Consider the following 25,937-nt stretch of genomic DNA (forward strand, 5'->3'; position numbering starts at 1 on the left):
GGGGCTTACCAAACGGTAAGCCCCTTTTTTGTTTTCACGGAACATTAACAAGAACATGAAACTGAGAATTGCCATTCAGAAATCAGGACGTTTACACGACGATTCCATCAAGCTGTTGAAAGAATGCGGTATCGACATCAACAATGGTGTTAATAAGCTGAAAACAGAAGCCAGTAACTTCCCGCTGGAAGTATTCTTCCTGCGCGATGATGATATTCCGCAATACGTGGAAGATGGCGTAGCAGATCTGGGTATCGTGGGTGAAAATGTGGTACTGGAAAAGAATCGCCCTGTAAGAACAGTTGAGAAACTGGGATTTGGCAAATGCCGCCTCTCCCTCGCTGTTTCCAAATCAGTGGAATACAATGGCGTAAAAGACATGGACAAGCTGCGCATTGCGACCAGCTATCCGGTGATCCTCGAAAAGTTCCTGCAGGAACATGGCCTGACTGCAGATATTCATGAAATCAGTGGTTCCGTGGAAATCGCTCCCGGCATTGGCCTGGCAGACGCTATCTGTGACCTGGTAAGCAGTGGTTCCACCCTGTTTATGAACGGTCTGAAAGAAGTAGAAGTGATCCTGAAATCTGAGGCAGTACTGATCTCTAACGGTAGTCTCACCCCGGAGCAGCAAGCTATTCTCCGCAAGCTGCAATTCCGTATCCAGGCAGTAAAGAAAGCGAAGAACACCAAGTACATTTTGCTGAATGCACCCAATGATAAACTGAAAGAAATCATCGCCCTGTTGCCAGGTATGAAGAGTCCCACCGTATTGCCACTGGCAGAAGAGGGTTGGAGTTCCGTACACTCAGTGCTGAATGAAAATGAATTCTGGGATATCATTGAAAGCCTGAAAGAAGCAGGTGCACAGGGTATACTGGTAGTTCCAATTGAAAAGATGATCATTTAATATCGCTGTCATATGTTGGTATTCGAATATCCAGAACGTTCACAATGGCCGGAGCTGCTGCGCCGCCCGGTATTTGACAACACTGCACTGGAAACCAGTGTAGGCAACATCCTCGCAGATGTACGCCAGAATGGAGATGCAGCCGTTCGCAAGTATGCGCAGCAATTTGATAAGGTACAGCTGGATGCACTCGCAGTCACACCTGCGGAGTTTGCACAGGCTGCAGCTACCCTCGATCCCGCATTGAAAAAGGCCATCTTACAGGCTAAACAAAATATAGAAGTCTTCCACAAAGCACAGCAGGAGTCCGGCAAGGTGATCGAAACCATGCCTGGAGTACAATGCTGGCGCAAACCGGTAGCGATAGAGAAAGTAGGGTTATATATTCCGGGTGGTTCTGCACCGCTGTTCTCTACCATCCTTATGCTCGGTATTCCGGCGGTGATAGCAGGATGTAAGGAAATTATTCTCTGCACCCCTTCCAATGCAAAAGGTGAAGTACACCCTGCAGTGCTTTATACAGCGGAGCAGATTGGATTGGATCGTGTGTATAAAATAGGCGGTGTGCAAGCAATAGCTGCCATGGCGTATGGTACAGAAAGCATTTCCCGTGTACACAAGATCTTTGGTCCGGGCAATCAGTATGTAACCTGTGCAAAACAGCTCATCAACAAAGATGGTGTAGCCATCGATATGCCGGCTGGACCTTCGGAAGTAGCGGTACTGGCAGATGAAACCTGTGTACCTGCTTTTGTAGCGGCTGATCTGCTGTCACAGGCAGAACACGGCCCTGATAGCCAGGTATTGCTGGTGACCACCACTGCTGATATTATCAAACCCGTTCAGGAACAGGTAGCTGCACAGCTGGCGCAATTACCACGCAAAGACATCGCTGCAAAGGCATTGGAAAACAGCCGTATCATACTGGTACGCGACAATGAAGAAGCGATGGCACTGCTGAATGAATATGCACCAGAGCACCTGATCGTGGCCTGCAAAGATGATATCTCCATTGCAGATGCGGTGGTGAATGCAGGTTCTGTATTCCTGGGTAACTATTCTCCTGAGAGCGCCGGCGACTATGCTTCGGGTACCAACCATACATTACCTACGAATGGTTATGCCACTGCTTACAGTGGTGTATCGCTGGATAGCTTCGTCAAGAAGATCACCTACCAGCGCCTGACCAAAGAAGGGTTACAAAATATAGGTAGTACCATCGAAATCATGGCTGCAGCAGAAGGGTTGGATGCACACAAGAATGCGGTGACCCTCCGTCTGAAATAATTTAATCTTAACGTATGTTCGATTTAAATAGCTTATTACGCGACAACATAAAACGCCTTGTTCCTTATTCTACAGCGAGAGATGAGTTCAAAGGCGAAGCATCCATTTTCCTGGATGCAAATGAAAATAGTTATGGTTCACCATTGCCGGTGAATTATAACCGTTATCCTGATCCGATGCAGTGGAAGGTAAAATACAAACTGGCAGAGATCAAGGGGGTACCACCACAGAATATTTTCCTGGGAAATGGAAGTGATGAAGTGATCGATGTATTGTATCGTTCCTTCTGCCGTCCGGGGATTGATAATGTTGTACTGTTTCCGCCTACCTATGGTATGTATGAAGTGAGTGCGAATATCAATGATGTGATTGTACGTAAAGTATCCCTCACACCTGATACTTTCCAGATAGATATGCCGGCATTGCAGGAAGCAGTGGATGAGTATACAAAGCTGATCTTTATCTGTTCTCCAAACAACCCTACAGGTAATTCCATTGACCGTTCAGACATCGAAATGATCCTGAATAATTTTGATGGTATTGTAGTGGTAGATGAGGCGTATATCAACTATGCACGTCAGAAAACTTTTATCTCTGAGCTGACTGAATATCCAAACCTTGTAGTGATGCAGACACTCTCCAAAGCATGGGGACTGGCGGCACTGCGCGTAGGGATGGCATTTGCAGGAGAAGATATTATCAATGTGCTGAACAAGGTGAAAGCACCTTACAACATTAACCAGTCTGCACAGGATCTCGTATTAACCGCATTGAACAATATCGGGCAGGTGAATGATTGGATCAAAGATGCAGTTGTAGAAAGAGATAAACTCGCAGCTGCGCTGGAAGGATTGCCACAGGTAGAACATATCTATCCAAGTGATGCGAACTTCCTGCTGGCGAAGACCACCGATGCAAAAGGTATTTACAATAACCTGGTAGAGCAGGGCATCATTGTACGTGATCGTTCTAAGGTAGAATTGTGTGGCGGCTGTCTGCGTATTACAGTAGGTACGCCGGAAGAGAATGTGACATTGGTAAATGCTATAAATAATTTCAAATAATGAAAAGAGTTCTCTTCATAGATCGCGATGGTACTTTGATCAAAGAGGTGCCACCTACTTACCAGATTGATTCACTTGATAAAATCGAATTCTATCCCAGGGTATTTACCTGGCTTACGCGTATAGCAGCGGAGCTGGATTTTGAACTGGTGATGGTGACGAACCAGGATGGGTTAGGCACGGAAAGCTTTCCTGAAGATACCTTCTGGCCGGCGCAGCAATTTATTGTTCGTGCGTTTGAGAATGAAGGGGTATTTTTTAAGGAGTTTCATATAGATCGCAGTTTCCCTCATGAGAACGCCCCTACGCGTAAACCGGGTACAGGCATGCTGACGAAATATTTCACAGCTGATTATGATCTGGCAAATTCATTTGTGATCGGAGATCGTATTACGGATGTACAGTTGGCCAAGAACCTGGGAGCGAAAGCGATCTGGATGAATGAAGGTACTGGTCTTGGTGGTGCTGAAGTGAGTGCAGATGCGAAGGCGCTGGAATCAGTCATTGCTTTGGAGTCTACAGATTGGGAGAAGATCTATGAGTTCCTGAAATTAGGATTGCGTAAAGTATCTCATACACGTACGACTAAAGAAACTGATATTCATATTGAATTGAACCTGGATGGTACTGGTAAAGCAGATATCGAAACTGGTTTGGGTTTCTTTGATCATATGCTGGATCAGATAGCGCGTCATGGTAGTATTGATCTTACTATCAAAGCGAAGGGCGATTTGCATATAGATGAGCATCATACGATCGAGGATGTGGGTATTGCACTGGGTGAAGCGGTAGCGCAGGGTTTAGGTGATAAAAGAGGGATAGAGCGTTATGGTTATTGCTTACCGATGGATGATTGTCTGGCGCAGGCGGCGATTGATTTTGGAGGGAGGAACTGGATTGTCTGGGATGCTAAGTTTAATAGGGAGAAGATAGGAGAGATGCCTACGGAGATGTTCTTCCATTTCTTTAAGTCTTTTTCAGATGCGTCAAAGAGTAACCTGAATATCAAGGCGGAAGGGGAGAATGAGCATCATAAGATAGAGGCGATCTTCAAGGTGTTTGCAAAGGCGATTAAGATGGCGGTAAAGAGGAATCCATCTAATATGCAATTGCCAAGTACGAAGGGGCTTCTTTAATAATAGTCGCGATTGATGATCCGGTTATCGCCATCGAAGCCGTATATAATAGTCGCGGTTGATGATCCGGCTATCGCCATCGAAGCCGTATATAATTGTCGCGGTTTATGATCCGGCGGTAGCCGGATCATAAACCGCTCCCGAGCGAATGATTTCCTGCCTCCGGCAGGAAATCATTCGCGAGACAGGAAAATCACCAGCGAGACAATTATCCGCGAGACAGAAAAAAATCTTCCTGAACATTTGTAATTTCAAATAATTCCCCGGATATTTGTTCCGTAAATAGAAATCAAACAAAACATGACCACATTCATTACAAACAATCATTGGCGTTGGCACAATATCAGTTCCTGATAATGTGTTACAGTGCCATGATCCGTAGTGATCGTATATAATTCGAAGGCTCGCTGTTACACAGCGGGCCTTCTTCGTTTTAATACCTAATCAAAATCAAATGGGTAGTATTCAAGTAAAATCAAGATCAAAGCAAATGCTGGCAGATGTATTCACCCCTGTGGGCATCTACCTGCGTCTTCGTGACCGGTTCCCTGGCTCCGTACTACTGGAAAGTACCGACTACCGCGCCAGTGAAAACAGCTATTCGTTTATCTGTATCAAACCGATCGCAGGCATCGAAGTAACCAGCACTAACGACTTTGAATTCAAGTATCCAAACCTCCCGCCAGAAAGGAAACAACTCAAAAGCCGCCAAAGCGTTCTCGACGAGCTTCAGAAGTTCCTCAGCAACTTCTCTTTCGCTGACAAACCAGTTCTGCCCGTCGTTCACAGCTTATTTGGCTACAGTACTTTCGACTCCGTACAATTCTTCGAAACAATAGAATTCAACAAGAATAAAGCAAACGGGAACACCATTCCCCTCATGCGCTATCGTTTCTATCAATACGTGATCGTCATCAACCACTTCAAAGATGAACTGTATCTCTGCGAAAACAGTGTAGATGGCCTGGACAGCGACTTTGAACTGATAGAATCACTGATCCGCTCGAAAGATGTACCGAACTACCACTTCACGGCTACAGGAGATGAGCAGAGCAATATGACCGATGAGCAGTATATGGCAATTGTTGAAAAAGGTAAACAACACTGCTTCAGAGGAGATGTCTTCCAGGTAGTATTATCCCGCGCTTTCAACCAATCCTTCAAAGGCGACGAATTCAACGTCTACCGCGCACTCCGCTCCATCAACCCTTCCCCATATCTCTTCTTCTTCGATTACGGCGATTACAAATTAATGGGTTCTTCTCCCGAAGCCCAGCTTATCATCAAAGATGGTAAAGCCACCATTCACCCGATAGCAGGCACTTTCCGTCGAACCGGCAATGATGAGGAAGACCGTAAACTGGCAAAATTACTGCTGGAAGATCCAAAGGAAAATGCAGAACATGTAATGCTGGTCGATCTGGCACGTAATGACCTGAGCCGCCTTGCTACTGATGTAGTCGTAGACTCTTACCGCAATATCCAATATTACTCTCACGTCATCCACCTGGTAAGCGAAGTATCCGGCAAGGTACAGAAGGGCAATCCTTTCTCCCTGCTGGCAGCTACTTTCCCTGCAGGTACCCTGTCCGGCGCACCGAAATACAGAGCCATGCAGATCATTGACGAATACGAACCTACACAACGTGGTTTCTATGGTGGATGTATCGGTTCCGTTGGTTTCAACGGCGACTTTAACCATGCTATCATGATCCGCAGCATCCTGAGCAAATCAAATGTCCTGTATTATCAGGCAGGTGCCGGTGTGGTTGCAAAGTCCGTAGCCGAATCGGAAAAAGATGAAGTGAACAATAAACTGAATGCATTAAAACAGGCCATTCTGTTGGCACAAAAAATCTGACATGAACATTCTTGTGTTTGATAACTACGACTCTTTTACATATAACCTGGTACACCTGGTGGAGAAGATCATCAACGGCAAAGTCAGTGTATTCCGTAATGATGAAATTCCATTGGAGAAAGTAAAAGACTATGATAAGATTATTCTCTCTCCCGGTCCTGGTATTCCGGAAGAAGCAGGTATGCTGCTGCCCCTGATCAAAGAATATGCGGCTACCAAATCCATATTCGGCGTATGCCTCGGCCAGCAGGCCATAGGCGAAGCTTTTGGTGCCAGTCTCATCAACCTGAAAGATGTATACCACGGCGTAGCCACCCCTGTAAACATCATCAACAGGGAAGGCAGATTATTTAACGGACTCCCCGACCAGCTCGAAGTTGGCAGATACCACTCCTGGGTAGTAGATGAAAAAACATTGCCATCCAGCCTTACCGTTACTGCAAAGGACGACAACGGCTATATCATGGCACTGCAACATCAGCAATATGATGTGAGCGGCGTACAGTTTCACCCTGAAAGTGTACTTACACCGGAAGGGGAAAAGATCATCCGTAACTGGTTAAATGCATAAATCCCGGGATTATGAAAAAGATACTGAATTACCTTTTTGAACATAAAACATTCACCCGCAGCGCAGCCAAGGAGATCCTGATCGGTATTTCCAAGGGGATGTACAATGAAAGCGAACTCGCTGCTTTCATGACCGTATACCTCATGCGCAGCATCACTGTAGATGAACTGCTCGGCTTTCGCGATGCCCTGCTGGAACTCTGCATCCCTGTCAACCTGAATGGCTACAATGTACTGGACATTGTAGGTACAGGTGGCGATGGTAAAAACTCTTTCAATATCAGTACCCTGTCCTGCTTTATCGTAGCAGGTGCCGGTGGTAAAGTGGCCAAGCATGGTAACGTAGGAGTATCTACGATCAGCGGCGCCTCAAACCTGATGGAGACGGCTGGTTATAAATTTAAGAACGACGATGCGAAGCTGCGTACAGAACTGGAAGAATCCGGTGTTTGTTTTCTGCACGCACCGCTGTTCCACCCGGCACTGAAAAATGTAGCAGGTGTACGTCGTCAGTTGGGTGTACGCACCTTCTTCAACGTACTCGGTCCATTGGTGAATCCAGCTTTTGCACAGCACCAGTTGATTGGGGTATATAGCCTGGAACTGGCCCGTGTATATAACTACCTGTTTCAGCAGACGGACAAGCAATATGCTATCGTGCATAGCCTGGACGGATATGATGAAATCTCGCTGACCTCTGATACCCGCGTCATCACCAACAAAGGTGAGCGTGACTGGACGCCTGAGCAGCTGGGTAAACGCAAGGTTTTCCCTGAAGATATTTACGGAGGCAACTCTATTGAAGAAGCCGCCAAAATCTTTATGAAAATTTTAAAGGGCGAAGGTACCTGGGCACAGAATGCGGTGGTCATGGCGAATGCCGCTATGGGCTTGCATACGCTGGGCAATTACCCAACGTACGAAGAATGTTTCCTGGCAGCTGTAGAGTCGCTGGAATCCGGTGCCGCACACAATTCTTTTAAGAAGTTGATAAGTTTGCAGTCATGAAAAATATCCTTACTGAAATAGTCGCACATAAACATGTAGAAGTGGCCGCGCGTAAACTGCAACGCCCGGTAGCCGAGCTGGAACAGTCATCTGCCTTTAAACGGGAGCCTTTGTCATTGTCCGGCTTTCTGTTGAACCCTGAGAAAACAGGTATCATCGCAGAATTCAAAAGGAAGTCCCCTTCCAAGGGGCTGATCAATGGCACTGCCACCGTACATGATGTGACCATGGCCTATACCCGCTATGGGGCTTCTGGTCTGTCAGTATTGACAGATGAGCAGTTCTTTGGTGGTAGTTCTGACGATCTGGTACAGGCGCGTGCAGTGAATAATATTCCTGTGCTGAGAAAAGATTTTGTGATCGATGAATACCAGATACTGGAAGCAAAGGCAATTGGTGCGGATGTTATTTTGCTGATTGCAGAATGTCTTACAAAAGAAGAAGTAGCACGATTAGCTGCCTTTGCACACAACATAGGACTGGAAGTACTGCTGGAAGTACACAGTGGCGATCAGCTGGACAAGGTGACAGATCATATTCAGAACGTAGGTGTGAACAACCGTGACCTCACTACTTTCAGGGTAGATTTCAACCGCAGTTGTGAACTGGCGTCACAGATCCCTGCCGGCAAATGTAAGGTAGCGGAAAGCGGTATCAGCAACACGGATAATATTGTGACGTTGAAGAAAGCCGGTTTTAATGGTTTCCTCATTGGCGAACACTTTATGAAGACAGAAAATCCTGCAAGGGCATTTGAAAACTTTGTAACGGAGCTGTCCGGTAAACTGAAAGGATAAATGATGCAACTGAAAGTATGCGGTATCACCAGAAAAGAAGACCTGGATAAACTGGTCGAACTGGGTGTACACTATGCCGGCTTTATCTTTTATGAGAAATCGCCCCGTTTTGTAGGGAATAGACTGGATGCCCGCACCGTGCGCGAAACGAAAGGGATCCTGAAAGTAGGCGTGTTTGTAAATGCACCATTGGAGCAGGTAAAACAGCTCATCGGCAGTTATGGACTGCACCTGGTACAATTGCATGGCGACGAAGATCCTGCATACTGTGCAGCATTGCAGTCATTGGTGCCTGTGATCAGGGCTTTCAGGATTGGTGAGGATGTGAACTGGGATACACTGGCAGCGTATGTACCTGTGACCAACTACTTCCTGTTTGACACCGCTGCCGGTAAGGCGTATGGTGGTACAGGCAGGTTGTTTAACTGGGAGTTGCTGCACACCTATCCATTCGATCATCCGTTTTTCCTCAGTGGCGGCATTGGCCCTGAGCAGCTGGAAGACCTGCTGGCATTTGAACACCCGGCATTGTTTGCAGCTGATGTGAACAGTAAATTTGAGACTGCACCAGGAGTGAAAGATATGGTGAGCGTGCAGCAGTTCTCCATAAAGATTTTATAAAATTATTTAAAATAATCAAGCATGAAGATCGCTGACAATACGCTGGGCTTACCCTATCATGTAGATGAAAAAGGCTTCTATGGCCGTTTTGGCGGTGCCTATGTGCCAGAGATGCTCTTCCCGAACGTGGATGAGTTACAAAAAAGGTACCTGGAAATTCTGCGTGAACCGAGCTTCCAGCAGGAGTTTGAACAATTGCTGCGGGATTATGTAGGTCGTCCTTCTCCTTTATATTTTGCGAAGCGCCTCTCTGAAAAATATGGTGCACAGATCTACCTGAAAAGGGAAGACCTGAACCATACAGGTGCACATAAGGTAAACAATACAATCGGTCAGATCCTGCTGGCAAAGCGACTGGGCAAAACCCGCATCATCGCTGAAACCGGTGCAGGTCAGCACGGGGTAGCGACAGCTACAGTGTGTGCCCTGATGAATATGGAATGTGTGATCTACATGGGTAGCATCGACATCCAGCGCCAGGCGCCGAACGTAGCACGTATGAAAATGCTGGGTGCTACAGTAGTAGCTGCTACCAGTGGTAGTCAAACACTGAAAGATGCGTGTAACGAAGCTATCCGTGACTGGATCAATAATCCTGTCACTACCCATTACATACTGGGTACAGCAGCAGGTCCTCATCCATATCCTGATATGGTGACCCGTTTTCAATCCGTGATCAGCGAAGAGATCCGCAAACAGCTGGAAGAAAAAACCGGCAATCCGAATCCGGATTATGTAGTGGCCTGTATAGGTGGGGGGAGCAATGCTGCCGGTACATATTATCACTTCCTGAACGAACCGGATGTAAAGATCATTGCAGTGGAAGCTGCGGGCAAAGGGGTACATTCCGGACACTCTGCAGCCACTACGCAACTGGGTAAACTGGGTATCATCCATGCTGCGAAAACACTGCTGATGCAGACAGACGACGGACAGATTACTGAGCCATATTCCATTTCCGCAGGTCTGGACTATCCGGGTATTGGTCCATTGCATGCACATTTGTATGAAACCGGCCGTGGTACTTTCCTGGCTGCAACAGATGATGAAGCGCTGCAGGCAGCTTATGAGCTAACCCGACTGGAAGGCATTATCCCTGCACTGGAATCCAGCCACGCACTGGCGAAACTGGGTGAAATTCCTTTCAAACCATCAGATGTTGTAGTCGTATGCCTGAGTGGTCGTGGTGACAAGGATATGGAAACATACATTCGTAATCTGCCCAATAAATAAATTATTTTATGAGCAATCGTATAGATCAGTTATTTGCCAGTAAAAAAAACGGTATTCTCAATATATACTGCACAGCAGGTTTCCCGGAATTGAATGATACACTGCCAGTGATGACGGCGCTGCAACAGCATGGTGCAGACCTGATAGAACTGGGTATGCCTTTCTCCGATCCACTGGCCGATGGTCCGGTGATACAGGAGAGCAGCACCCGCGCTATCAAAAATGGGATGGGACTTCGTGTATTGTTTGAGCAATTGAAAGACTTCAGGAAAAGCATTCATGTACCTGTGATCCTCATGGGGTACCTGAACCCGGTTTTGCTGTATGGTATTGAAGCTTTCTGCCAGAAATGTGCTGAAGTAGGGATAGATGGTCTGATCCTGCCTGACCTGCCAATGGACGAGTACGAAAATGAATATAAAGCGGTCTTTGAACATTACGGTTTGCACCTGATTTTCCTGGTGACACCAGAAACGAGCGAAGCACGCATCCGTAAGATCGACAGCCTGAGCAAAGGATTTATTTACGCTGTATCATCTTCCTCTACCACTGGTACAGACAAGAATATGGGCCACCAGCAGGCATATTTCGAAAGACTTGAAAAGTTGCAGTTAAAGAACCCTGTATTGATCGGGTTTGGTGTCAAAGATAAAGCTACCTTTGCGGCGGCCTGTGCACACAGCAATGGTGCAATTATAGGTACTGCCTTTATCCGCGCTATAGAAAATGCGACCAATATCGACACTGCTGTCAAAGACTTTATCAGCAGCGTAAAATAGTTTTTATGAAAACGGTAATCATCAAGTACAACGCCGGTAATATCCGCTCTGTATTATTTGCACTGGACCGCATTGGCGTGGAAGGTGTGGTTACAGATAACCCGGACGAAATCCGTGCTGCAGACAGGGTGATCTTTCCAGGAGTAGGAGAGGCGAGCACCGCCATGAACTACCTGAAAGAAAGAAAGCTCGACCTCCTCATCAGGGACCTGAAGCAACCTACTTTGGGTATTTGCCTGGGTATGCAGCTGATGTGTAAGCACTCAGAAGAAAATAATACACCCTGCCTCGGAATTTTCGATGTGGAAGTAAAGAAATTCCAGTCACCGGTAGACAACCTGCTGAAGATCCCACAGATCGGCTGGAACAATATTACAGGATTGTACAGCGCTATCTTTGAGCATGTGCGTGAAAACAGTTACATGTACTTTGTACACAGCTACTATGCGGCCCTGAGCGCAGATACAGTAGCGACTACGAACTATGTGATCAACTACAGCAGCGCCCTGCAGAAAGATAATTTTTATGCGGTACAGTTCCACCCGGAAAAGTCAGCAGATGGAGGACAGCAAATTCTGGAAAACTTCCTGAAGATCCAATAAACAATGCAGGTAAGAAGAATCAATACAGTCGATACACTCACCCTGCGCAGGGATGTGCTGTATCCTGATCAGTCGCTGGATGCCGTGAAGGTAGAAGGTGATGATGATGGCCTGCACTTTGGATTGTTTGAACAATCTACACTAGTCGGTGTCATTTCTTTGTTCCTGGAGCGGGTAAGCGCCCGTTTTCGCAAGCTGGCTATTTCACCGGCTTGCCAGGGAAAAGGTTATGGGAGCATATTGTTAGCTCATGTGGAAGACTTTTGTCGCAGGGAACGCATTCCTTCATTGTGGTGCGATGCCCGCGATTCGGCATTTGGCTTCTATGAAAAGAGAGGCTATGTGTACGACAGTGCGCCTTTTAAAAAAGGAAATAATACATTTCGCAAAATGAAAATTGAACTGGGTCAGGCATCCGCACAAAAATTCAGCGTGATTCCGGCAATCGATATTATAGATGGTAAATGTGTTCGCCTCACACAAGGAGATTATGCACAGAAGAAAGTGTATAATGAACATCCGCTGGAGGTGGCGAAAGAGTTTGAAAGTATTGGCGTGACCCGCCTGCACCTGGTAGACCTGGATGGGGCTAAGAAGGGGAGTGTGGTCAACTGGAAAGTGCTGGAAGCGATTGCTGGCCATACCAGCCTGGTAGTAGACTTTGGAGGAGGTATCAAGAAAGAAGACGACCTCCGCATTGTGTATGAAAACGGTGCTGCCCTGGCTACTATCGGTTCTATCGCTGTAAAGGAACCCGAGCTGTTTTTTAGCTGGGTGAAAGCGTATGGTGCAGACAAGATTTTCCTGGGTGCAGATGTAAAAGAAGAAAAGATCGCAGTAGGAGGTTGGCTGGAAACGACTGACCTGACTATTTACGATTTCCTGGAATCTAATATCAAAGAAGGTGTGCATCACATCTTCTGTACAGATATCGCGAAAGACGGTTTGCTGCAGGGGCCTTCCATCCCACTGTACAAAAAGATCCTGGAGCGTTTTCCCAACATTGACTTTGTAGCCAGCGGTGGTGTGAGCAATATGGAAGATATCTATGCACTGCAGGAAGCAGGTTGCAATGGTGTGATCGTAGGGAAAGCGATCTATGAAGGAAAGATCTCAATGGAAGAGTTGAAACAATTAATGAAGTAAACAACACAAGCCATGTTGACAAAACGTATCATACCTTGTCTGGACATCAAAGATGGCCGCACAGTAAAAGGGGTGAACTTTGAAAATATCCGCGATGCGGGGGATCCGATCGAATTGGGTGCCCTGTATGCGCAACAGGGAGCGGATGAACTGGTATTCCTGGACATCACTGCTACCAACGAGCGTCGTAAGACCCTCTCTGAACTGGTAAGAAGTATTGCCAGGCATGTAAACATCCCGTTTACAGTAGGAGGGGGCATCTCATCAGTAGAAGATGTAAGTGTATTGCTGCAGAACGGTGCTGATAAGATCTCAGTAAATACTTCTGCTTTCAGGCGTCCTGAGCTGGTCGATGAACTGGCAAGGGAATTTGGCAGTCAGTGTGTGGTACTGGCGATCGATACCCGTTTTGAAGACGGGGATTGGTATGTGTACCTGAATGGTGGCCGTGTGAAAACGGATGTAAAATGCTATGACTGGGCTAAGGAAGCGGTGTCAAGAGGAGCGGGCGAGATCCTGCTCACTTCTATGAACAATGACGGTACCAAGCAGGGTTTTGCATTGGACATCACCGGCAAACTGTCGCAGAACCTGAATGTACCGATAATTGCCTCCGGAGGCGCTGGTACGATGGAGCACTTTACGGATGTGTTCGAAAATGCCCAGGCCGATGCAGCATTGGCGGCAAGTATTTTTCACTATAAAGAAATCGAGATCCCGGCCCTGAAGACATATCTTTATCAAAAAGGTGTGAACATCAGGTTCTAATAAATAGCTACTTTTGCACTGCTAAGTCAATTTTAAAGAGCGCACCAAATGTATAATTACAAGCAGATAGATTTTCAAAAATCAGCAGACGGACTGGTACCGGCCATCATACAGGATGCCGCTACTCACAAAGTTCTGATGCTGGGCTACATGAACCAGGAATCCCTGGACAAAACCCTGCAGGAAGGAAAAGTGACATTCTTCAGCCGTTCCAAACAAAGGCTGTGGACAAAAGGAGAGGAGAGTGGTAACTTCCTCATGTTGGTAGACCTGCGGGTAGACTGCGACAACGATACCCTACTTATCAAGGTAAACCCTGCGGGTGTAGTATGTCATACAGGTGCGGACACCTGTTGGGATGAAAAGAATATCTCCAACGATTTTCTGTCCAAACTGGAAACTGTCATCAACGATCGGAAAAATAACCCTTCCGACAGCTCTTATACTTCTAAACTCTTCGCCAAAGGCATCAACAAGATTGCCCAGAAGGTAGGGGAAGAAGCAGTAGAAGTGGTGATCGAAGCAAAAGATGACAGTGAAGAACTGTTCCTGAATGAATCAGCAGATCTGCTGTTCCATTACCTGGTATTGCTCAGTGCCAAAGGCTACCAACTGTCTGACGTACTGGGGATATTGCAGCAAAGACATAAGTAACACAAATATTTCATATATTAGGGCGTGAAAAGACTTACTGTTATCTGCGCCGCAGGCGTACTATGCTCACTTTCCATCACTGCACAGCAGGTATCCGGATCCCTGAAGGGAGCGGAGGGCAAAAAGCTGTACCTCTATAGTGATGACGACAACAATCCAAAGGATTCCCTCGTCATTAAAGAAGATGGCAAGTTTACCTTTAATACCGATGCTACCAAAGCACCAGCGGTAAACGCCCTGGTACTGGAATCTGTGAATAATCCCCTGCTGTTTGTAACAGGCAAGGAGAAGACTTCTTATGTGCTCACGGCTGCTGACTTCCCCATTGCGACTTCAATGAAGGGTAGTGCGGATGACAAAGCCATGCAGGAATACCAGAAGGCTTTTGCTCCCTTGCTGAAACGTGCGGGAGAACTGAATGCAGAAGCCAAAGGCATTAATCCTGACGATGAAGCTGCCAAGCAGGCCTTTCGTGATAAAGCAGCTAAATTCAGCGATGAAGTAACTGCCACCGGAAAAAAGCTGGTAAAAGACCATCCAAAGGAAATAGCCAGCATCTGGGTATTAATGAATGAGCTGCGCAGCCGTTTATCTCCTGAAGACTTTGAAGCATTATATACTTCTCTCGACGCAGGTCTGAAAGAAACCAAGTATGGCAAATCAGCGGGTAAGTACCTGCGTGATCTGAAAGGTGAAACAGAAGTGGTTGAAGCAGAAGACTTTGAACAGACCGATGTAAATGGGAACAAAGTAAAGCTGTCTTCTTTCAGAGGTAAATATGTGCTGGTAGATTTCTGGGCCAGCTGGTGTGGACCTTGCCGCCAGGAAAACCCGAATGTGGTAAAAGCGTATAACAAATTCAAAGACAAGAACTTCACTATACTTGGAGTGTCGCTGGACCAGGAAAAGGAACGCTGGGTAGCTGCTATCAAGCATGATAACCTGGACTGGACACAGGTATCGGACCTGAAAGGATGGGGGAACGAAGCTGCCCGGCTGTACAACATCAACGGGATCCCTGCGAACCTGCTGATAGACCCGAAGGGTCGGATCATAGCCCGCAACCTGAGAGGGGCGGCGCTGGAAGAGAAGCTTGCCCAGGTACTGAAATAAGTAAGTAAGAAAGATAATAGCTGAAGCCCGCTCTGCGGGCTTTTTGCATTTTTAGGCCGCTTATCACAATCCCTTTGATTATCCTGATGGTAATCGGGATTTTTGTTATAAAATCAGAAACTAATGAAGTCAGTAATATTGGCCGCGGCGCTATTGTCGCCCGTGGTCTTAGTTGCGCAGGACAAGAAAAATGAGCACCCCTTTACCATTGAGGGATCTGTCGCGCAACTGCAAAAGCCAGCTAAAGTTTACCTGAGTATCCGTAATTCAAGTAAGAATAAACTGGATAGTGCAGAAGTAAAAGATGGTAAATTCTCCTTTACAGGTAGTTTGGAAGAGCCTATGATGGCCAGCCTGCTGCTAAAAGTACAGGATCCGTCGGCACCCGAGCTCACAGGACCGGTGAAGAAGGATATCCTGACCGTATTCCTGGATAAAGGAAAGATGAACATCTCAGCACAGGACTCTATCAGCAAAGCGACCGTGACTGGTTCTAAAGCGAATGACGATTTTAAGCAGCTGAATGAGAACTTAAAAGATGTGAGCAGCCAGATGCAGGAACTACAACAGCAGTACCGGCAGTTGTATATGGCGAAGGATGAAGAGGGAATGAAGAAGCTGGAGCCTAAATTTGATGAACTGGAAGCTAAACAGAAGACGATTCTGGGCGATTACCTCAAAAGTAATAGTAATTCCCCGATAGCATTGTTCGTACTGAACCAGTATGCTGGTTATGAAATAAATCCTACCGAGATCACGCCTATATATAATAAGCTGAGTAAGAAATTGCGCACAAGCCCTTCAGGAAAAGAATTTGCAGCAAGGCTGGAATCTGCCCGTAAAACAGCGATAGGGCAGCCGGCGATGGACTTTAGTCAGCCTGATGCCGATGGTAAGCAGATTAGTCTGGCTTCTTATAAAGGTAAGTATGTATTGGTTGATTTTTGGGCGAGCTGGTGTGGTCCTTGCCGTGCTGAAAATCCGAATGTAGTGAAGGCCTATAGCCGGTTTAAAGATAAAGGATTTGACATTTTAGGTGTGAGCCTGGATGATAAAAAAGATAAGTGGCTGGCGGCTGTGCAGGCAGATAATTTGCCATGGACACATGTAAGTGATTTGAAAGGGTGGAAGAATGTGGTGGCAGAGCAGTATGGGATCAGGGCGATTCCCCAGAATTTGCTGTTGGATCCTAAGGGGGTGATTATTGCTAAGAACCTTCGCGGAGATGCACTCGAAAAGAAATTAGAAGAAGTAATTAAATAAGCCAAATCAAAAAGGTTTTGCCAGAGGCAAAACCTTTTTGATTTGGAGGCGAAATGGTTCTGGTGGCGGAAGCCACCAGAACCATTTCGGTTTTTAGGAAATTAATTTGGTTGTTTACGAAACTTTCGTAGATTTACGAAACAATCGTAGTTATGGAGAAACTAACTCAACAAGAAGAAAATGCCATGCTTGCCATCTGGAAAATGTCAGGTGGATTTGTGAAGGATTTCCTCGAAGTTCATCCGGCTCCTCAGCCACCTTATACAACCCTGGCCTCTACAGTCAAAAACCTGGAGAAGAAGGGGTATTTACAAAGCCGGAAGATTGGTAACGTATATGAATACCAACCCATCATACCAGAAAACGAGTATAAGCAAAAATTCATGAGTGGGTTTGTCAAAGACTACTTTGAAAACTCTTATAAAAACCTCGTCACCTTTTTCGCCAAGGAGAAAAAGATCAGCCCTGAAGAACTCAAAGAAATCGTAAAAATGATCGAGAAAAATCAATAATTATGTTGCTCTTTCTGCTCAAGGCTAATATAGCCCTCACGTTATTCTACCTGGCCTACCGCTTTGGTCTGCGTCGCCTTACATTCTATACTTTAAACCGTGCTTTTCTCCTGCTGGCTATCATTTGTGCCGCTGTTTGTCCATTCATCAACCCGGAAACCTTTTTCCGTCACAATCGTCCACTGACGGGTGCAGCCATCGCCTACGTCATTGACTTCAATGACCTCCGCCAGCCGGCTACCCCCTGGATAAATGTGGTGCTTTTATATATATTCTGGGCAGGCGTGATCGTCATGACATTGAGAATGCTTCTGCAACTCAGCTCTCTCTGGGCCCTGCATAGAACTACCAGTAAGGATAAACTTTTTGACCAGCAGGTAAGGGTGACTGACAAATCATTACAACCTTTTTCATTCTTACATAATATATACATCAACCCTGATATGCACAGTCCTGCAGAACTCTCAGCTATTATGCGGCACGAGCAGGTCCATGTGCGGCAGTGGCATACACTGGATGTACTGCTGGGAGAACTGAACAAGATTTTCTACTGGTTTAACCCCGGTGCATGGCTCATCAGCACAGCCATCAGGGAAAACCTGGAGTTCATTACCGACAGGTACATGCTACGGCAGGGTACAGATATTAAGGTTTATCAATACAGCCTTTTAAAAGTAAGTGGGATCCCATATGCGACGGCCATCGCAAACAATTTCAATTTTTCACACTTAAAACAAAGGATTATGATGATGAATAAACAACGGTCATCAAAATATAACCTGGTCAGGTACTTTGTGTTGGGGAGCTTAATGATCATTGCGCTTGTGTCGCTGAATTATTCCCGGGCAGCTATCACTGTTACTGTAAAGAAAGCGCTGCGTAGTGATACGACTGTGACCCCAATACCGGCAGACCCTAAAGCACCAATAGTCCGGGAAGATCCGGTAATTGTTAAAGATGTACCGCCACCGCCGGCACCAAAGTCGCCGAAGCCATTCATCGTACAGGCAGATCAGGTTGCTGTTGAGGATGTAGCGCCTCCTCCTCCGCCACCGGCACCGAAGTCTCCGAAGTCGCCAAAGTCAGCGAAGACTCCACCGCCACCGCCACCGCCACCTGCACCAGCAGTATTTTCAATAACCTTTGATGGTCCAAAGCCGGTGGTGCCGCCACCACCTCCTCCTCCGCCACCGCCACCACCAGTGCCAGATTCAAATCATGTAGTGATCTTTCGTTCCATAACTGGAAAGGGGGCTGTTAATCCGCAAGGAGAGCCATTGGTTTACATCAATAATGAATTCAAGGGTAAGGGAATGTCTGTAGCATCAGCGTATAACAATACAAATATTGAATCTGTATCTGTATGGAAGGGCGACAGTGTACCTGCTGAATATGGAGAAGATTGCCGGAAGAATGGTATAGTCGTTATTTACACAAAAGATTATACCGGATCCAAAGGCCCGACACTTACTAAAGCAGAAGTGATGACAGTGGAAGCGAAAAAAATAATAATCGAATCAAAAGACGGGAAGAAGACAGAATTTCAAAAATAGATCGTATTCATATAAAAAAAGAAAGCCTCCTTTTTACAGAAGGCTTTCTTTTTTGGTCTTATCAACCTGTGCTATCTTACACACCTGAAACCAAGATTCTCCAACCCTGACTCCGGCGATGACTTCATTCTGGCTGTAACCCTATATCCTGAACAATACTGATCAGTACACATAAATGATCCACCCCTGATGGTATGTTTTGCCACTGCAGGATCCTCCGGATCATTCCCTTTTGCAGGCCCTTTCGGATTATGCAGATGTTCTGCATGTTTGTAATAATCCACATCATACCAGTCGGCTACCCATTCCCATACATTCCCCGCCATATCATACAATCCGTAACCATTAGCAGGGAAGGACCTCACTGGTGCCAATCCTGTAAACCCATCTACTGCTGTATTCTGATAGGGGAAATTGCCACTCCATGTATTGGCTTTTGGTTTGCCGGAAGTGATCGGATCGCTGCCCCAAGAATAAGGTTGATCATTCAACCCTCCCCTGGCTGCAAACTCCCATTCTGCTTCTGTAGGTAGCCGCTTACCTGCCCAGCGGGCATAAGCCTGAGCATCATCCCATGACACCTGTACCACAGGCAGGTTTTCTTTGCCTTTGATATCACTGCCCGGACCCTGAGGATGTTGCCAGCTGGCACCCAGTGTAAACGTCCACCATTGAGAAACATCGTCCAGCGGTACCGCATGATCAGGAGGTGTGAACACCAGTGCACCTGGTAACAGCATACTGCTGTCAGGCTCCGGTGAACCGGGAGGCAATTGTTGCATCAACTCTTCTTTGCTGATAGGCTTTTCAGCCGTAGTGACGTATCCGGTAGCTTTCACAAAGGCGGCAAACTCTGCATTGGTCACTTCATGTTCATCTATCCAGAAGCTATCGACAGTGACGCTGTGCCTGGGTTGCTCATCCTGACGGGCTTCCGCATCGTTAGCACCCATTATAAAGGTGCCGCCGGGTATCCGTATCATATGATTGGCGGTATCCGCTGTCGTAACCAGCACACTGTCATTGCTGGGGCTCTTCTTTTCTCTGCTTTGGCAGGCATTGAGCGATATAGCTCCTGCCAGCAGGTAGAGTGGCATATAACGAAACATATCTCACAAGTTCGGAATTATTTCATGAAATATTAGTCTGCGGCAGCAAGGACGCAATCATTTTTATTTTTCTGGAAACATTACATATGGTGAAAAATTAACACTAAAATAATCACTACTTCTGCGAAACTGTCGTAAACTGCATCAGCTTAACATATGGAACAATTTTCAGCACCCTTCCACCGCCACGATTTTGGAGAGCATTTCCTCTGGGGTATCACTATTTCTGCATTTCAGAATGAAGGTGCACATGATCATGACGGAAAAGGCGCTTCCATCTGGGATGATTTTACAGCCCGTAAGGGTAAGATCAAAGATGGCACCCATGCACAGGTCACTACAGATTTCTACAATAGGTACCGGGATGACATTCTTCTCGCTAAATCCATGGGGTTTAAAATATTCCGTTTTTCTATAGCATGGCCACGTATTCTGCCTAACGGCACAGGGGCCATCAATCCTGCCGGCATTGACTTTTATCACCGCATTATCGATACCTGCCTGGAACTGGACATGGTTCCTTATGTGACTTTATATCACTGGGACCTGCCGCTGGCATTGGAACATAAAGGAGGCTGGTGCCACAGGGGTATCATCTTCGCCTTTGAAGAATATGTGCGGATCTGTGTAGAAGCTTATGGCGATAAAGTGAAAAACTGGGTGGTGATGAATGAGCCGTTTGGTTTTACATCGTTGGGCTATATGTTAGGGGTACACGCTCCGGGCAAATTTGGATTATCTTATTTCTTCCCGGCAGTGCACCATGCCTTGCTGGCACAGTCCGCCGGTGCCAAGGTGATCCGTGAGATGGTAAAAGGTGCAAATATCGGGATTGCATTATCCTGCTCTTATATTTTACCCAATACCCAAAGCCAGGCAGATATCCAGGCCGCCCGCAAAGCAGATGCGCTATTCAACCGGATCTTCCTGGAGCCTATCCTGGGCATGGGCTATCCTGTAGCTGATTTCCCCTTACTGGGCAAAATAGAGCGCCGCTATGCCCTTTGGCGGGATCGCGATAACCTGTCTTTCGACTACGACTTTATAGGGGTACAGAATTATTTCCCGCTGGTGATTCGTCGGAATCCGTTTATGCCCATCGTCGGGGTATCGGAAGTAAAGCCACGTTACCGCAAGGTACCGGTTACGGCAATGGGTTGGGAGATTAGTGGAGAAGGGATATATAATATCCTGAAACAGTTTGCTGCCTATCCGAATATCCCCAGGCTGATTGTTACTGAAAACGGGGCTGCTTTCAACGATGTATTGACAGATGGGCGTATTCACGACACTGACAGGATCAACTACTTTATCACCTACCTGGAAGCGATTCTGAAGGCAAAGAACGAAGGGGTGCCACTGGATGGCTACTTTGTGTGGACGCTTACAGATAACTTTGAGTGGGCGGAAGGGTACCGTGCCCGTTTTGGATTGGCGCATGTAGATCTCGATACACAGGTGCGCACCCTGAAAGACTCGGGGTTATGGTTCCAGGACTTCCTGCATGATAAATAAAAACTTTTAGGAAAGAGGGAATTCGCCAACGGGGATGAAACATTTTCAGGAAAAACCTTTAGGAAAGAGGGAATTCGTCAACTGGAATAAAACTCATTTTCATAAAAAAAGGTCGTTCCCATCAGGAACGACCTCAATAATATTAAACCATCTGTCTTGCGATCAATCGTAAGTTCTGCGGATGAACCAGATATCTCTCAGTGAGAAGTGGAATACCGCATTCAAATACGTTTCCTTAATCAACCCACTGTTATAAGATCCACGTTGTCCGGCTTCCAGGCCAATGTAGTAGCGGATAGAACCACTTTTACTAGGGATGGAGATGCCCGCAGTACCTGATACATCTTTCAACTGTTCACCATACACCTGCAGGTAAGAATTATTATATGCAAAACCAGCCTGCACCACGATACCTTCTACACGCAAATCACCATAAGTACGTCTGAAAGAATATTCCAGACCGGTAGAGTAGCGGTTAGCATCTACCAGCTGGTAGTGTGTACCTTTCTGTCCGTACTGGCTCCATTTCTGGTGTTTCCAGTCAGCCAGCCAGGTAATTGTACCATTGGTGAGGGAGATACCGCCTGTATACATTTCCGGTAAGGTATATTTTTCCTTAGCCAGATCATATGAGTAAACAGTGGTTTCGCTGCTGTTCTGTATAATGAGCTTCTTATCGAAGTTCATATTGGTCTTGAAGCGGTAAGTAGCCCCTAAACCAATTACCCATTTGGTACCGATCTTACCGGCATATTGTATACCTGTATTGAGGTTCACGTTGAAAGCGTAGCGTTGCAGCTTGGTGGAGACAGTATCGCCTCCTACGTTTTCAACGGTATTGATAGGTCCAAAAAGGAAATTGGTAGCTACACCAACAGAGAAGTTCTTGTTCAGCCTTACTGAGTTGGTGATGTATCCTTTATTGAGACCTCCATCGCCAGTCGTAGTAGTGGTTTGAGCAGTGTTATCTATATAAGTGGTGGAGAGTAACTTATAATTCACAGAGCTGTAAGGAGAGAAACCTGCGCTAATACCCCAGCGATTGTTCGCTTTGAAGCCGATAGCAAGGCGTCTTACAGAGAGGTCTCCGGCAGTCTGGTTCAGACTGCTGCTGTTTTTATAACCAACGATCTGCCCCCTGAGGGACACGTCGAACATAAAATGCTGCCGTGGGATAGCGGAATAGGAGGCGGGGTTCAGCTCGTTCAGAAAATAATCTGAGCGGCGGGCAACACCACTGCTACCTACACCAAAATTTCGGCTATAGTCCCTTTCTTCCAGATCGCCAATGGCGTATGCCGAGTAAAGGGAATTAATGCCATGCTGTGCCAGTGCCTTTGATCCCATCAAGAGCATCATTAAGCCGCATAAGCCTGTTGTATATTTTATTCGCTTCATGTAGTCTGTTCTAGCTTGCATTATTTATACAGCAGATAATATACCTTCAACTCGATCGGGTTGGACTTATTGTAAGGTCCGCCTAGTACAAGACGATCGAAGTGAGTGAGGCCGGTAGTACCTGGCGTCATGAGGCCCAAAGCCCTGGTTGTATTGTCAGTGCTGGAAATCTCGTTAATCACATAGTTGGTTACATCGTAAGTATATTCAGTGCCAAGGTTATATACATAATCGGTGACCAGGCTGCCTGTTTGTACAGCACCGGTACTTGGGTTGGTAACGGAGTCAGATACTGCGTTACCACTGTTCAGTCTTACCAGCGTCAGTTTAGACGGCAGTTCGTACGGGTATACATAAGTATCTATGTAAGGTTTCACCGTCAGTGTAGCCCGCATGATCTTATAGAATTTGGCCGTCTGGGAGAATTGTCTCAGATAAGGGAAGTCAATTCTTGTTACCAGGTTGGTCAGTGGCTGCACATAAGTGAGGTTATCGGCATTCTCAGCCAGCAATTTGTTTGTGCTCAGTTCTGAGTTAGGCGTCAGATTTGCCAGTGGTGAACCTACCGGACGGGTAAAATCTACGTGATTGAACTGGGAAGTTGCATCATACATGGCAAAATCTACGGATTTCCACTCATAAGAAGAAGAATTCACGTGATAATATAAGCGGAGAGACAGGGAGTCATCAGCTCTGAGCGGTGTAATTACCTGGCTGTTAGCACCTGGTCTGATGCAAAGGCCCGGGAACCACTGCGTAAACTGATCCTGGTTGGTGATAGCAGGCAGTTTATAGTTGACCTTGTTGAAGAAGTCCTGACCGATGGCATCATCGATTTTGATACCGTACACGCTATCCAGGGTTGGACGGATGTGTGAGATCTGCAGGGAACCGATAGGTGACGGGTCGGTGGTAAACGACATACCACTATAATAATAGGAGGTACCAGTTGTTTTCTGGATGGTCTGCGTCACTTTGTAAACCTCAAAGTGCTGAGACTTGGTGGTATCTCCATAATAATAAGTCTTAGGATGGATAACGAGTACCAGGGAGTCATACACAGCCAGATCTTCAAGGGTGGTGGAAGTGGTCAGCGCCTTCACCTTGAAGTAAGTGCTGGAAGAGATGGTACCGAAGTAAGGATCAACAGCGGTGCCTACGAGGGCGACGCTCTGATCAGAAGTAGGAATGGAATCAATATAAGCAGTGCTTACATTCATTGTAATAGAATCCGTTACCAGGTACTCAGTACCGCTAGTTTCAACTTCATTACTATAATTAAAGCCTTCCTTGTCGCAAGCTGCAGCGCCTGCCACTAATATTGCACAAACCAGGTATTTATAAGCCATTTTGGCACGGATATTTTTATTCATGGAGCGCAATTTTAGACAGACGGCCAACTTCCCGGTTATTTAATATGCCAATTGGCATATTTTATCGACGAATGCTCGATGAAGGTCTCTATACTACTGCTGGGGTAGTAGCCCTTTGGGTAAGCTAAAAATCCAGTTCGTAGATAAAATGTCTTGATTCGTCTGGCAAAACTACCTGAATAGTCTATTTTCTGATTACGCCAAAACAAAGGCAGATAATTTTGGCAGCTATTAAAAAAGTAAAAATTATCTATGCGCTATTTAAATGTATGTTTTCTGGGTTTAGCAGCCGTCTTGATGTTAGCCTCCTGTTCATCGAGCGATGACTCCACAAAGCTGGGTAACTGGATTAAAAAAGCTGACTACGCAGGTGATGCAAGGTATGAAGCTGTGGCTTTCGTGATCGGAGATACAGCGTATGTAGGAACTGGTTATGGAGGACCCAACAAAGGTGCGAGATTAAGTACATTCTATAAATATGATCCTAGTAAAGACAACTGGTCTGTAATTGCATCTATGCAGGATCCTACAGATCCTTTCAAAAACCTGGGCCGTACCGGTGCTTCTGCATTTGCGGTTGCTGGTAAAGGATATGTGGTAACTGGTTGCGACAGCTCATTTAACTCTCTGAATGATACCTGGTCATATGATCCAACTGCAAACTCATGGAGTTCAAAAGCAAGCTTCCCTGGTGTAGCACGCTACTATGCAGTAGGTTTTGCAATTGGTGATTCCGGTTATATTGGTACAGGTACTACTGGTTCTTCCAGCACTATCCTAAGCGACTTCTACAGATATGACCCAATCAACGATACATGGGATGCCATCACTTCTCTGAAGGATAAAAGAAAGAACGCAGTTTCTTTTGTAATCAATGACAGTGCATACGTAGTATCGGGTACAGGTTCTTCTGGTAGCAGCGCTTACTACATGTATGTATATGACAGAAGCAAGGATGAGTGGAGAGAAAAGAGCCAGATCAGGAACGCGACCGACTATTCTTACGATGATGATTATACCACCATTGCACGTACACAGGCAGTTGCTTTCACCATCAACAACAAAGCTTATTTAGCTACAGGTTCTGTTCTGAACACATGGGAATACAACCCGGTTACTGACCGTTGGGACGAGAAAACTGCATTTGATGGTACCAGCCGTACCGGTGCAGTAGGTTTCACCGTAAAAGGTAACGGTTATATTGCTACTGGTTTGAACGGTTCTTCTGGTCTGGATGATCTCCGCGTATTTGATCCAACCGCAGAAAACGATACGAATGACAACTAAGCAATTAGCACTCGTAGCTTTAATGGCTACTGGGGTTGTTGCTTGTCAGGAGAACAAAGGCCATTCCGGCGATAACAAACTGAAAAGCAGAGATACTATAAACGCTACCGTAACGTCCGAACAGGACATTACGGTAGTGCCTTTTCAACCAGAAGGTGGTGGCTGGGGCTTCGATATTAAAATCGGACCCAAGACCCGGATTCACCAGGAGTTCATTCCTGTGATACTGGGTCGTATACCATTTGCGACTAAAGAGGACGCCCTGAAGGTAGGAGAGAATATGGCTCAGAAAATGAGAACCCAGCATACAGGTTTCCCGGACATTACCCGTCAGGAACTGCTGGACATGCATATTGCAGGTGTGAAATAATCACCTTT

Annotated in this window: 25 protein-coding genes; 22 read left to right on the forward strand and 3 right to left on the reverse strand. The window is 46.2% G+C overall.

All coding sequences use genetic code 11. From position 1 onward, the window contains the following. Positions 1–55: 55 nt before the first annotated feature. The 19 genes from hisG to SIO70_RS10590 all read left to right on the forward strand — a co-directional run bounded on the left by hisG (position 56) and on the right by SIO70_RS10590 (position 18,877). Positions 56–910 (forward strand): ATP phosphoribosyltransferase, encoded by an 855-nt coding sequence (gene hisG / locus SIO70_RS10500; protein WP_320580822.1) that lies wholly within the window; start codon positions 56–58, stop codon positions 908–910. A 12-nt stretch (positions 911–922) separates the two neighbouring features. Continuing rightward, positions 923–2,197, forward strand: a complete 1,275-nt coding sequence (gene hisD, locus SIO70_RS10505; protein ID WP_320580823.1) for a histidinol dehydrogenase — start codon at positions 923–925, stop codon at positions 2,195–2,197. Between the two features lie 14 nt (positions 2,198–2,211). Then, the gene (gene hisC / locus SIO70_RS10510; RefSeq protein ID WP_320580824.1) at positions 2,212–3,261 is read left to right on the forward strand and encodes a histidinol-phosphate transaminase; all 1,050 of its coding nucleotides are present in this window, start codon (positions 2,212–2,214) and stop codon (positions 3,259–3,261) included. Then, a complete protein-coding gene (gene hisB, locus SIO70_RS10515; protein ID WP_320580825.1) occupies positions 3,261–4,397 on the forward strand; it encodes a bifunctional histidinol-phosphatase/imidazoleglycerol-phosphate dehydratase HisB in 1,137 nt (378 codons plus the stop codon). The genes hisC and hisB overlap by 1 nt, the downstream gene beginning before the upstream one ends. Positions 4,398–4,851: 454 nt before the next feature. After that, positions 4,852–6,258 (forward strand): anthranilate synthase component I family protein, encoded by a 1,407-nt coding sequence (locus SIO70_RS10520; protein ID WP_320580826.1) that lies wholly within the window; start codon positions 4,852–4,854, stop codon positions 6,256–6,258. Between the two features lies 1 nt (position 6,259). Next, positions 6,260–6,829 (forward strand): aminodeoxychorismate/anthranilate synthase component II, encoded by a 570-nt coding sequence (locus SIO70_RS10525; RefSeq protein WP_320580827.1) that lies wholly within the window; start codon positions 6,260–6,262, stop codon positions 6,827–6,829. Positions 6,830–6,840: 11 nt separating this feature from the next. After that, positions 6,841–7,836, forward strand: a complete 996-nt coding sequence (gene trpD, locus SIO70_RS10530) for an anthranilate phosphoribosyltransferase (RefSeq protein WP_320580828.1) — start codon at positions 6,841–6,843, stop codon at positions 7,834–7,836. Next, positions 7,833–8,633, forward strand: coding sequence for an indole-3-glycerol phosphate synthase TrpC (gene trpC, locus SIO70_RS10535; RefSeq protein WP_320580829.1), 801 nt, complete (start codon positions 7,833–7,835; stop codon positions 8,631–8,633). The genes trpD and trpC overlap by 4 nt, the downstream gene beginning before the upstream one ends. Beyond that, positions 8,634–9,254: a phosphoribosylanthranilate isomerase gene (locus SIO70_RS10540; protein ID WP_320580830.1), complete on the forward strand. Its 621-nt coding sequence runs from the start codon at positions 8,634–8,636 to the stop codon at positions 9,252–9,254. Positions 9,255–9,275: 21 nt separating this feature from the next. Continuing rightward, the gene (gene trpB, locus SIO70_RS10545) at positions 9,276–10,487 is read left to right on the forward strand and encodes a tryptophan synthase subunit beta (RefSeq protein WP_320580831.1); all 1,212 of its coding nucleotides are present in this window, start codon (positions 9,276–9,278) and stop codon (positions 10,485–10,487) included. 8 nt (positions 10,488–10,495) lie between these two features. Then, on the forward strand, positions 10,496–11,266 hold the full coding sequence (gene trpA, locus SIO70_RS10550) for a tryptophan synthase subunit alpha (protein ID WP_320580832.1): 771 nt from the start codon (positions 10,496–10,498) through the stop codon (positions 11,264–11,266). A 5-nt stretch (positions 11,267–11,271) separates the two neighbouring features. Continuing rightward, positions 11,272–11,868 (forward strand): imidazole glycerol phosphate synthase subunit HisH, encoded by a 597-nt coding sequence (hisH, locus tag SIO70_RS10555; protein WP_320580833.1) that lies wholly within the window; start codon positions 11,272–11,274, stop codon positions 11,866–11,868. Positions 11,869–11,871: 3 nt separating this feature from the next. Next, the gene (gene hisA, locus SIO70_RS10560; RefSeq protein WP_320580834.1) at positions 11,872–13,014 is read left to right on the forward strand and encodes a 1-(5-phosphoribosyl)-5-[(5-phosphoribosylamino)methylideneamino]imidazole-4-carboxamide isomerase; all 1,143 of its coding nucleotides are present in this window, start codon (positions 11,872–11,874) and stop codon (positions 13,012–13,014) included. Between the two features lie 12 nt (positions 13,015–13,026). Beyond that, a complete protein-coding gene (gene hisF, locus SIO70_RS10565; RefSeq protein ID WP_320580835.1) occupies positions 13,027–13,782 on the forward strand; it encodes an imidazole glycerol phosphate synthase subunit HisF in 756 nt (251 codons plus the stop codon). Positions 13,783–13,830: 48 nt separating this feature from the next. Continuing rightward, a complete protein-coding gene (hisIE, locus tag SIO70_RS10570) occupies positions 13,831–14,436 on the forward strand; it encodes a bifunctional phosphoribosyl-AMP cyclohydrolase/phosphoribosyl-ATP diphosphatase HisIE (protein ID WP_320580836.1) in 606 nt (201 codons plus the stop codon). 24 nt (positions 14,437–14,460) lie between these two features. Then, positions 14,461–15,549, forward strand: coding sequence for a TlpA disulfide reductase family protein (locus SIO70_RS10575; RefSeq protein ID WP_320580837.1), 1,089 nt, complete (start codon positions 14,461–14,463; stop codon positions 15,547–15,549). A 123-nt stretch (positions 15,550–15,672) separates the two neighbouring features. Further along, complete coding sequence (locus SIO70_RS10580) at positions 15,673–16,812, forward strand: TlpA disulfide reductase family protein (RefSeq protein WP_320580838.1); 1,140 nt, start codon at positions 15,673–15,675, stop codon at positions 16,810–16,812. Positions 16,813–16,964: 152 nt separating this feature from the next. After that, a complete protein-coding gene (locus SIO70_RS10585; RefSeq protein ID WP_320580839.1) occupies positions 16,965–17,324 on the forward strand; it encodes a BlaI/MecI/CopY family transcriptional regulator in 360 nt (119 codons plus the stop codon). 2 nt (positions 17,325–17,326) lie between these two features. After that, entirely contained in the window at positions 17,327–18,877 is a 1,551-nt protein-coding gene (locus SIO70_RS10590; protein WP_320580840.1) for a M56 family metallopeptidase, read from the forward strand. Positions 18,878–18,948: 71 nt separating this feature from the next. On the opposite strand, the gene SIO70_RS10595 is transcribed toward SIO70_RS10590, so the two are convergent. Beyond that, the gene (locus SIO70_RS10595) at positions 18,949–19,986 is read right to left on the reverse strand and encodes a formylglycine-generating enzyme family protein (protein WP_320580841.1); all 1,038 of its coding nucleotides are present in this window, start codon (positions 19,984–19,986) and stop codon (positions 18,949–18,951) included. 156 nt (positions 19,987–20,142) lie between these two features. Between SIO70_RS10595 and SIO70_RS10600 the strand changes: the two genes are divergently transcribed. Continuing rightward, positions 20,143–21,501, forward strand: coding sequence for a GH1 family beta-glucosidase (locus tag SIO70_RS10600; RefSeq protein WP_320580842.1), 1,359 nt, complete (start codon positions 20,143–20,145; stop codon positions 21,499–21,501). 162 nt (positions 21,502–21,663) lie between these two features. On the opposite strand, the gene SIO70_RS10605 is transcribed toward SIO70_RS10600, so the two are convergent. After that, on the reverse strand, positions 21,664–22,848 hold the full coding sequence (locus SIO70_RS10605) for a hypothetical protein (protein WP_320580843.1): 1,185 nt from the start codon (positions 22,846–22,848) through the stop codon (positions 21,664–21,666). A gap of 71 nt (positions 22,849–22,919) precedes the next feature. Next, positions 22,920–24,272: a DUF4270 family protein gene (locus SIO70_RS10610; RefSeq protein WP_320580844.1), complete on the reverse strand. Its 1,353-nt coding sequence runs from the start codon at positions 24,270–24,272 to the stop codon at positions 22,920–22,922. Between the two features lie 252 nt (positions 24,273–24,524). On the opposite strand from SIO70_RS10610, the gene SIO70_RS10615 reads away from it, so the two are divergent. Both SIO70_RS10615 and SIO70_RS10620 read left to right on the forward strand, forming a co-directional pair. Next, positions 24,525–25,559, forward strand: a complete 1,035-nt coding sequence (locus SIO70_RS10615) for a Kelch repeat-containing protein (protein WP_320580845.1) — start codon at positions 24,525–24,527, stop codon at positions 25,557–25,559. Then, on the forward strand, positions 25,549–25,929 hold the full coding sequence (locus tag SIO70_RS10620) for a DUF4907 domain-containing protein (protein WP_179090991.1): 381 nt from the start codon (positions 25,549–25,551) through the stop codon (positions 25,927–25,929). The genes SIO70_RS10615 and SIO70_RS10620 overlap by 11 nt, the downstream gene beginning before the upstream one ends. The last annotated feature ends 8 nt before the right edge of the window (positions 25,930–25,937 follow it).

This window comes from Chitinophaga sancti, from assembly GCF_034087045.1.
Taxonomy (GTDB): domain Bacteria; phylum Bacteroidota; class Bacteroidia; order Chitinophagales; family Chitinophagaceae; genus Chitinophaga; species Chitinophaga sancti_B.

Bases quoted from the DNA above. Each gene is read 5' to 3' on its own strand.
- trpD (WP_320580828.1), top strand. From the start codon at position 6,841: ATGAAAAAGATACTGAATTACCTTTTTGAACATAAAACATTCACCCGC.
- SIO70_RS10540 (WP_320580830.1), top strand. From the start codon at position 8,634: ATGATGCAACTGAAAGTATGCGGTATCACCAGAAAAGAAGACCTGGAT.
- SIO70_RS10610 (WP_320580844.1), bottom strand. From the start codon at position 24,272: ATGAATAAAAATATCCGTGCCAAAATGGCTTATAAATACCTGGTTTGT.
- SIO70_RS10600 (WP_320580842.1), top strand. From the start codon at position 20,143: ATGGAACAATTTTCAGCACCCTTCCACCGCCACGATTTTGGAGAGCAT.
- hisH (WP_320580833.1), top strand. From the start codon at position 11,272: ATGAAAACGGTAATCATCAAGTACAACGCCGGTAATATCCGCTCTGTA.
- hisB (WP_320580825.1), top strand. From the start codon at position 3,261: ATGAAAAGAGTTCTCTTCATAGATCGCGATGGTACTTTGATCAAAGAG.
- SIO70_RS10620 (WP_179090991.1), top strand. From the start codon at position 25,549: ATGACAACTAAGCAATTAGCACTCGTAGCTTTAATGGCTACTGGGGTT.
- SIO70_RS10590 (WP_320580840.1), top strand. From the start codon at position 17,327: ATGTTGCTCTTTCTGCTCAAGGCTAATATAGCCCTCACGTTATTCTAC.
- SIO70_RS10605 (WP_320580843.1), bottom strand. From the start codon at position 22,848: ATGGGATCAAAGGCACTGGCACAGCATGGCATTAATTCCCTTTACTCG.
- SIO70_RS10615 (WP_320580845.1), top strand. From the start codon at position 24,525: ATGCGCTATTTAAATGTATGTTTTCTGGGTTTAGCAGCCGTCTTGATG.
- hisIE (WP_320580836.1), top strand. From the start codon at position 13,831: ATGTATAATTACAAGCAGATAGATTTTCAAAAATCAGCAGACGGACTG.
- SIO70_RS10595 (WP_320580841.1), bottom strand. From the start codon at position 19,986: ATGTTTCGTTATATGCCACTCTACCTGCTGGCAGGAGCTATATCGCTC.
- SIO70_RS10520 (WP_320580826.1), top strand. From the start codon at position 4,852: ATGGGTAGTATTCAAGTAAAATCAAGATCAAAGCAAATGCTGGCAGAT.
- trpC (WP_320580829.1), top strand. From the start codon at position 7,833: ATGAAAAATATCCTTACTGAAATAGTCGCACATAAACATGTAGAAGTG.
- hisD (WP_320580823.1), top strand. From the start codon at position 923: ATGTTGGTATTCGAATATCCAGAACGTTCACAATGGCCGGAGCTGCTG.
- trpA (WP_320580832.1), top strand. From the start codon at position 10,496: ATGAGCAATCGTATAGATCAGTTATTTGCCAGTAAAAAAAACGGTATT.
- SIO70_RS10585 (WP_320580839.1), top strand. From the start codon at position 16,965: ATGGAGAAACTAACTCAACAAGAAGAAAATGCCATGCTTGCCATCTGG.
- hisG (WP_320580822.1), top strand. From the start codon at position 56: ATGAAACTGAGAATTGCCATTCAGAAATCAGGACGTTTACACGACGAT.
- SIO70_RS10580 (WP_320580838.1), top strand. From the start codon at position 15,673: ATGAAGTCAGTAATATTGGCCGCGGCGCTATTGTCGCCCGTGGTCTTA.
- hisC (WP_320580824.1), top strand. From the start codon at position 2,212: ATGTTCGATTTAAATAGCTTATTACGCGACAACATAAAACGCCTTGTT.
- hisF (WP_320580835.1), top strand. From the start codon at position 13,027: ATGTTGACAAAACGTATCATACCTTGTCTGGACATCAAAGATGGCCGC.
- hisA (WP_320580834.1), top strand. From the start codon at position 11,872: ATGCAGGTAAGAAGAATCAATACAGTCGATACACTCACCCTGCGCAGG.
- trpB (WP_320580831.1), top strand. From the start codon at position 9,276: ATGAAGATCGCTGACAATACGCTGGGCTTACCCTATCATGTAGATGAA.
- SIO70_RS10525 (WP_320580827.1), top strand. From the start codon at position 6,260: ATGAACATTCTTGTGTTTGATAACTACGACTCTTTTACATATAACCTG.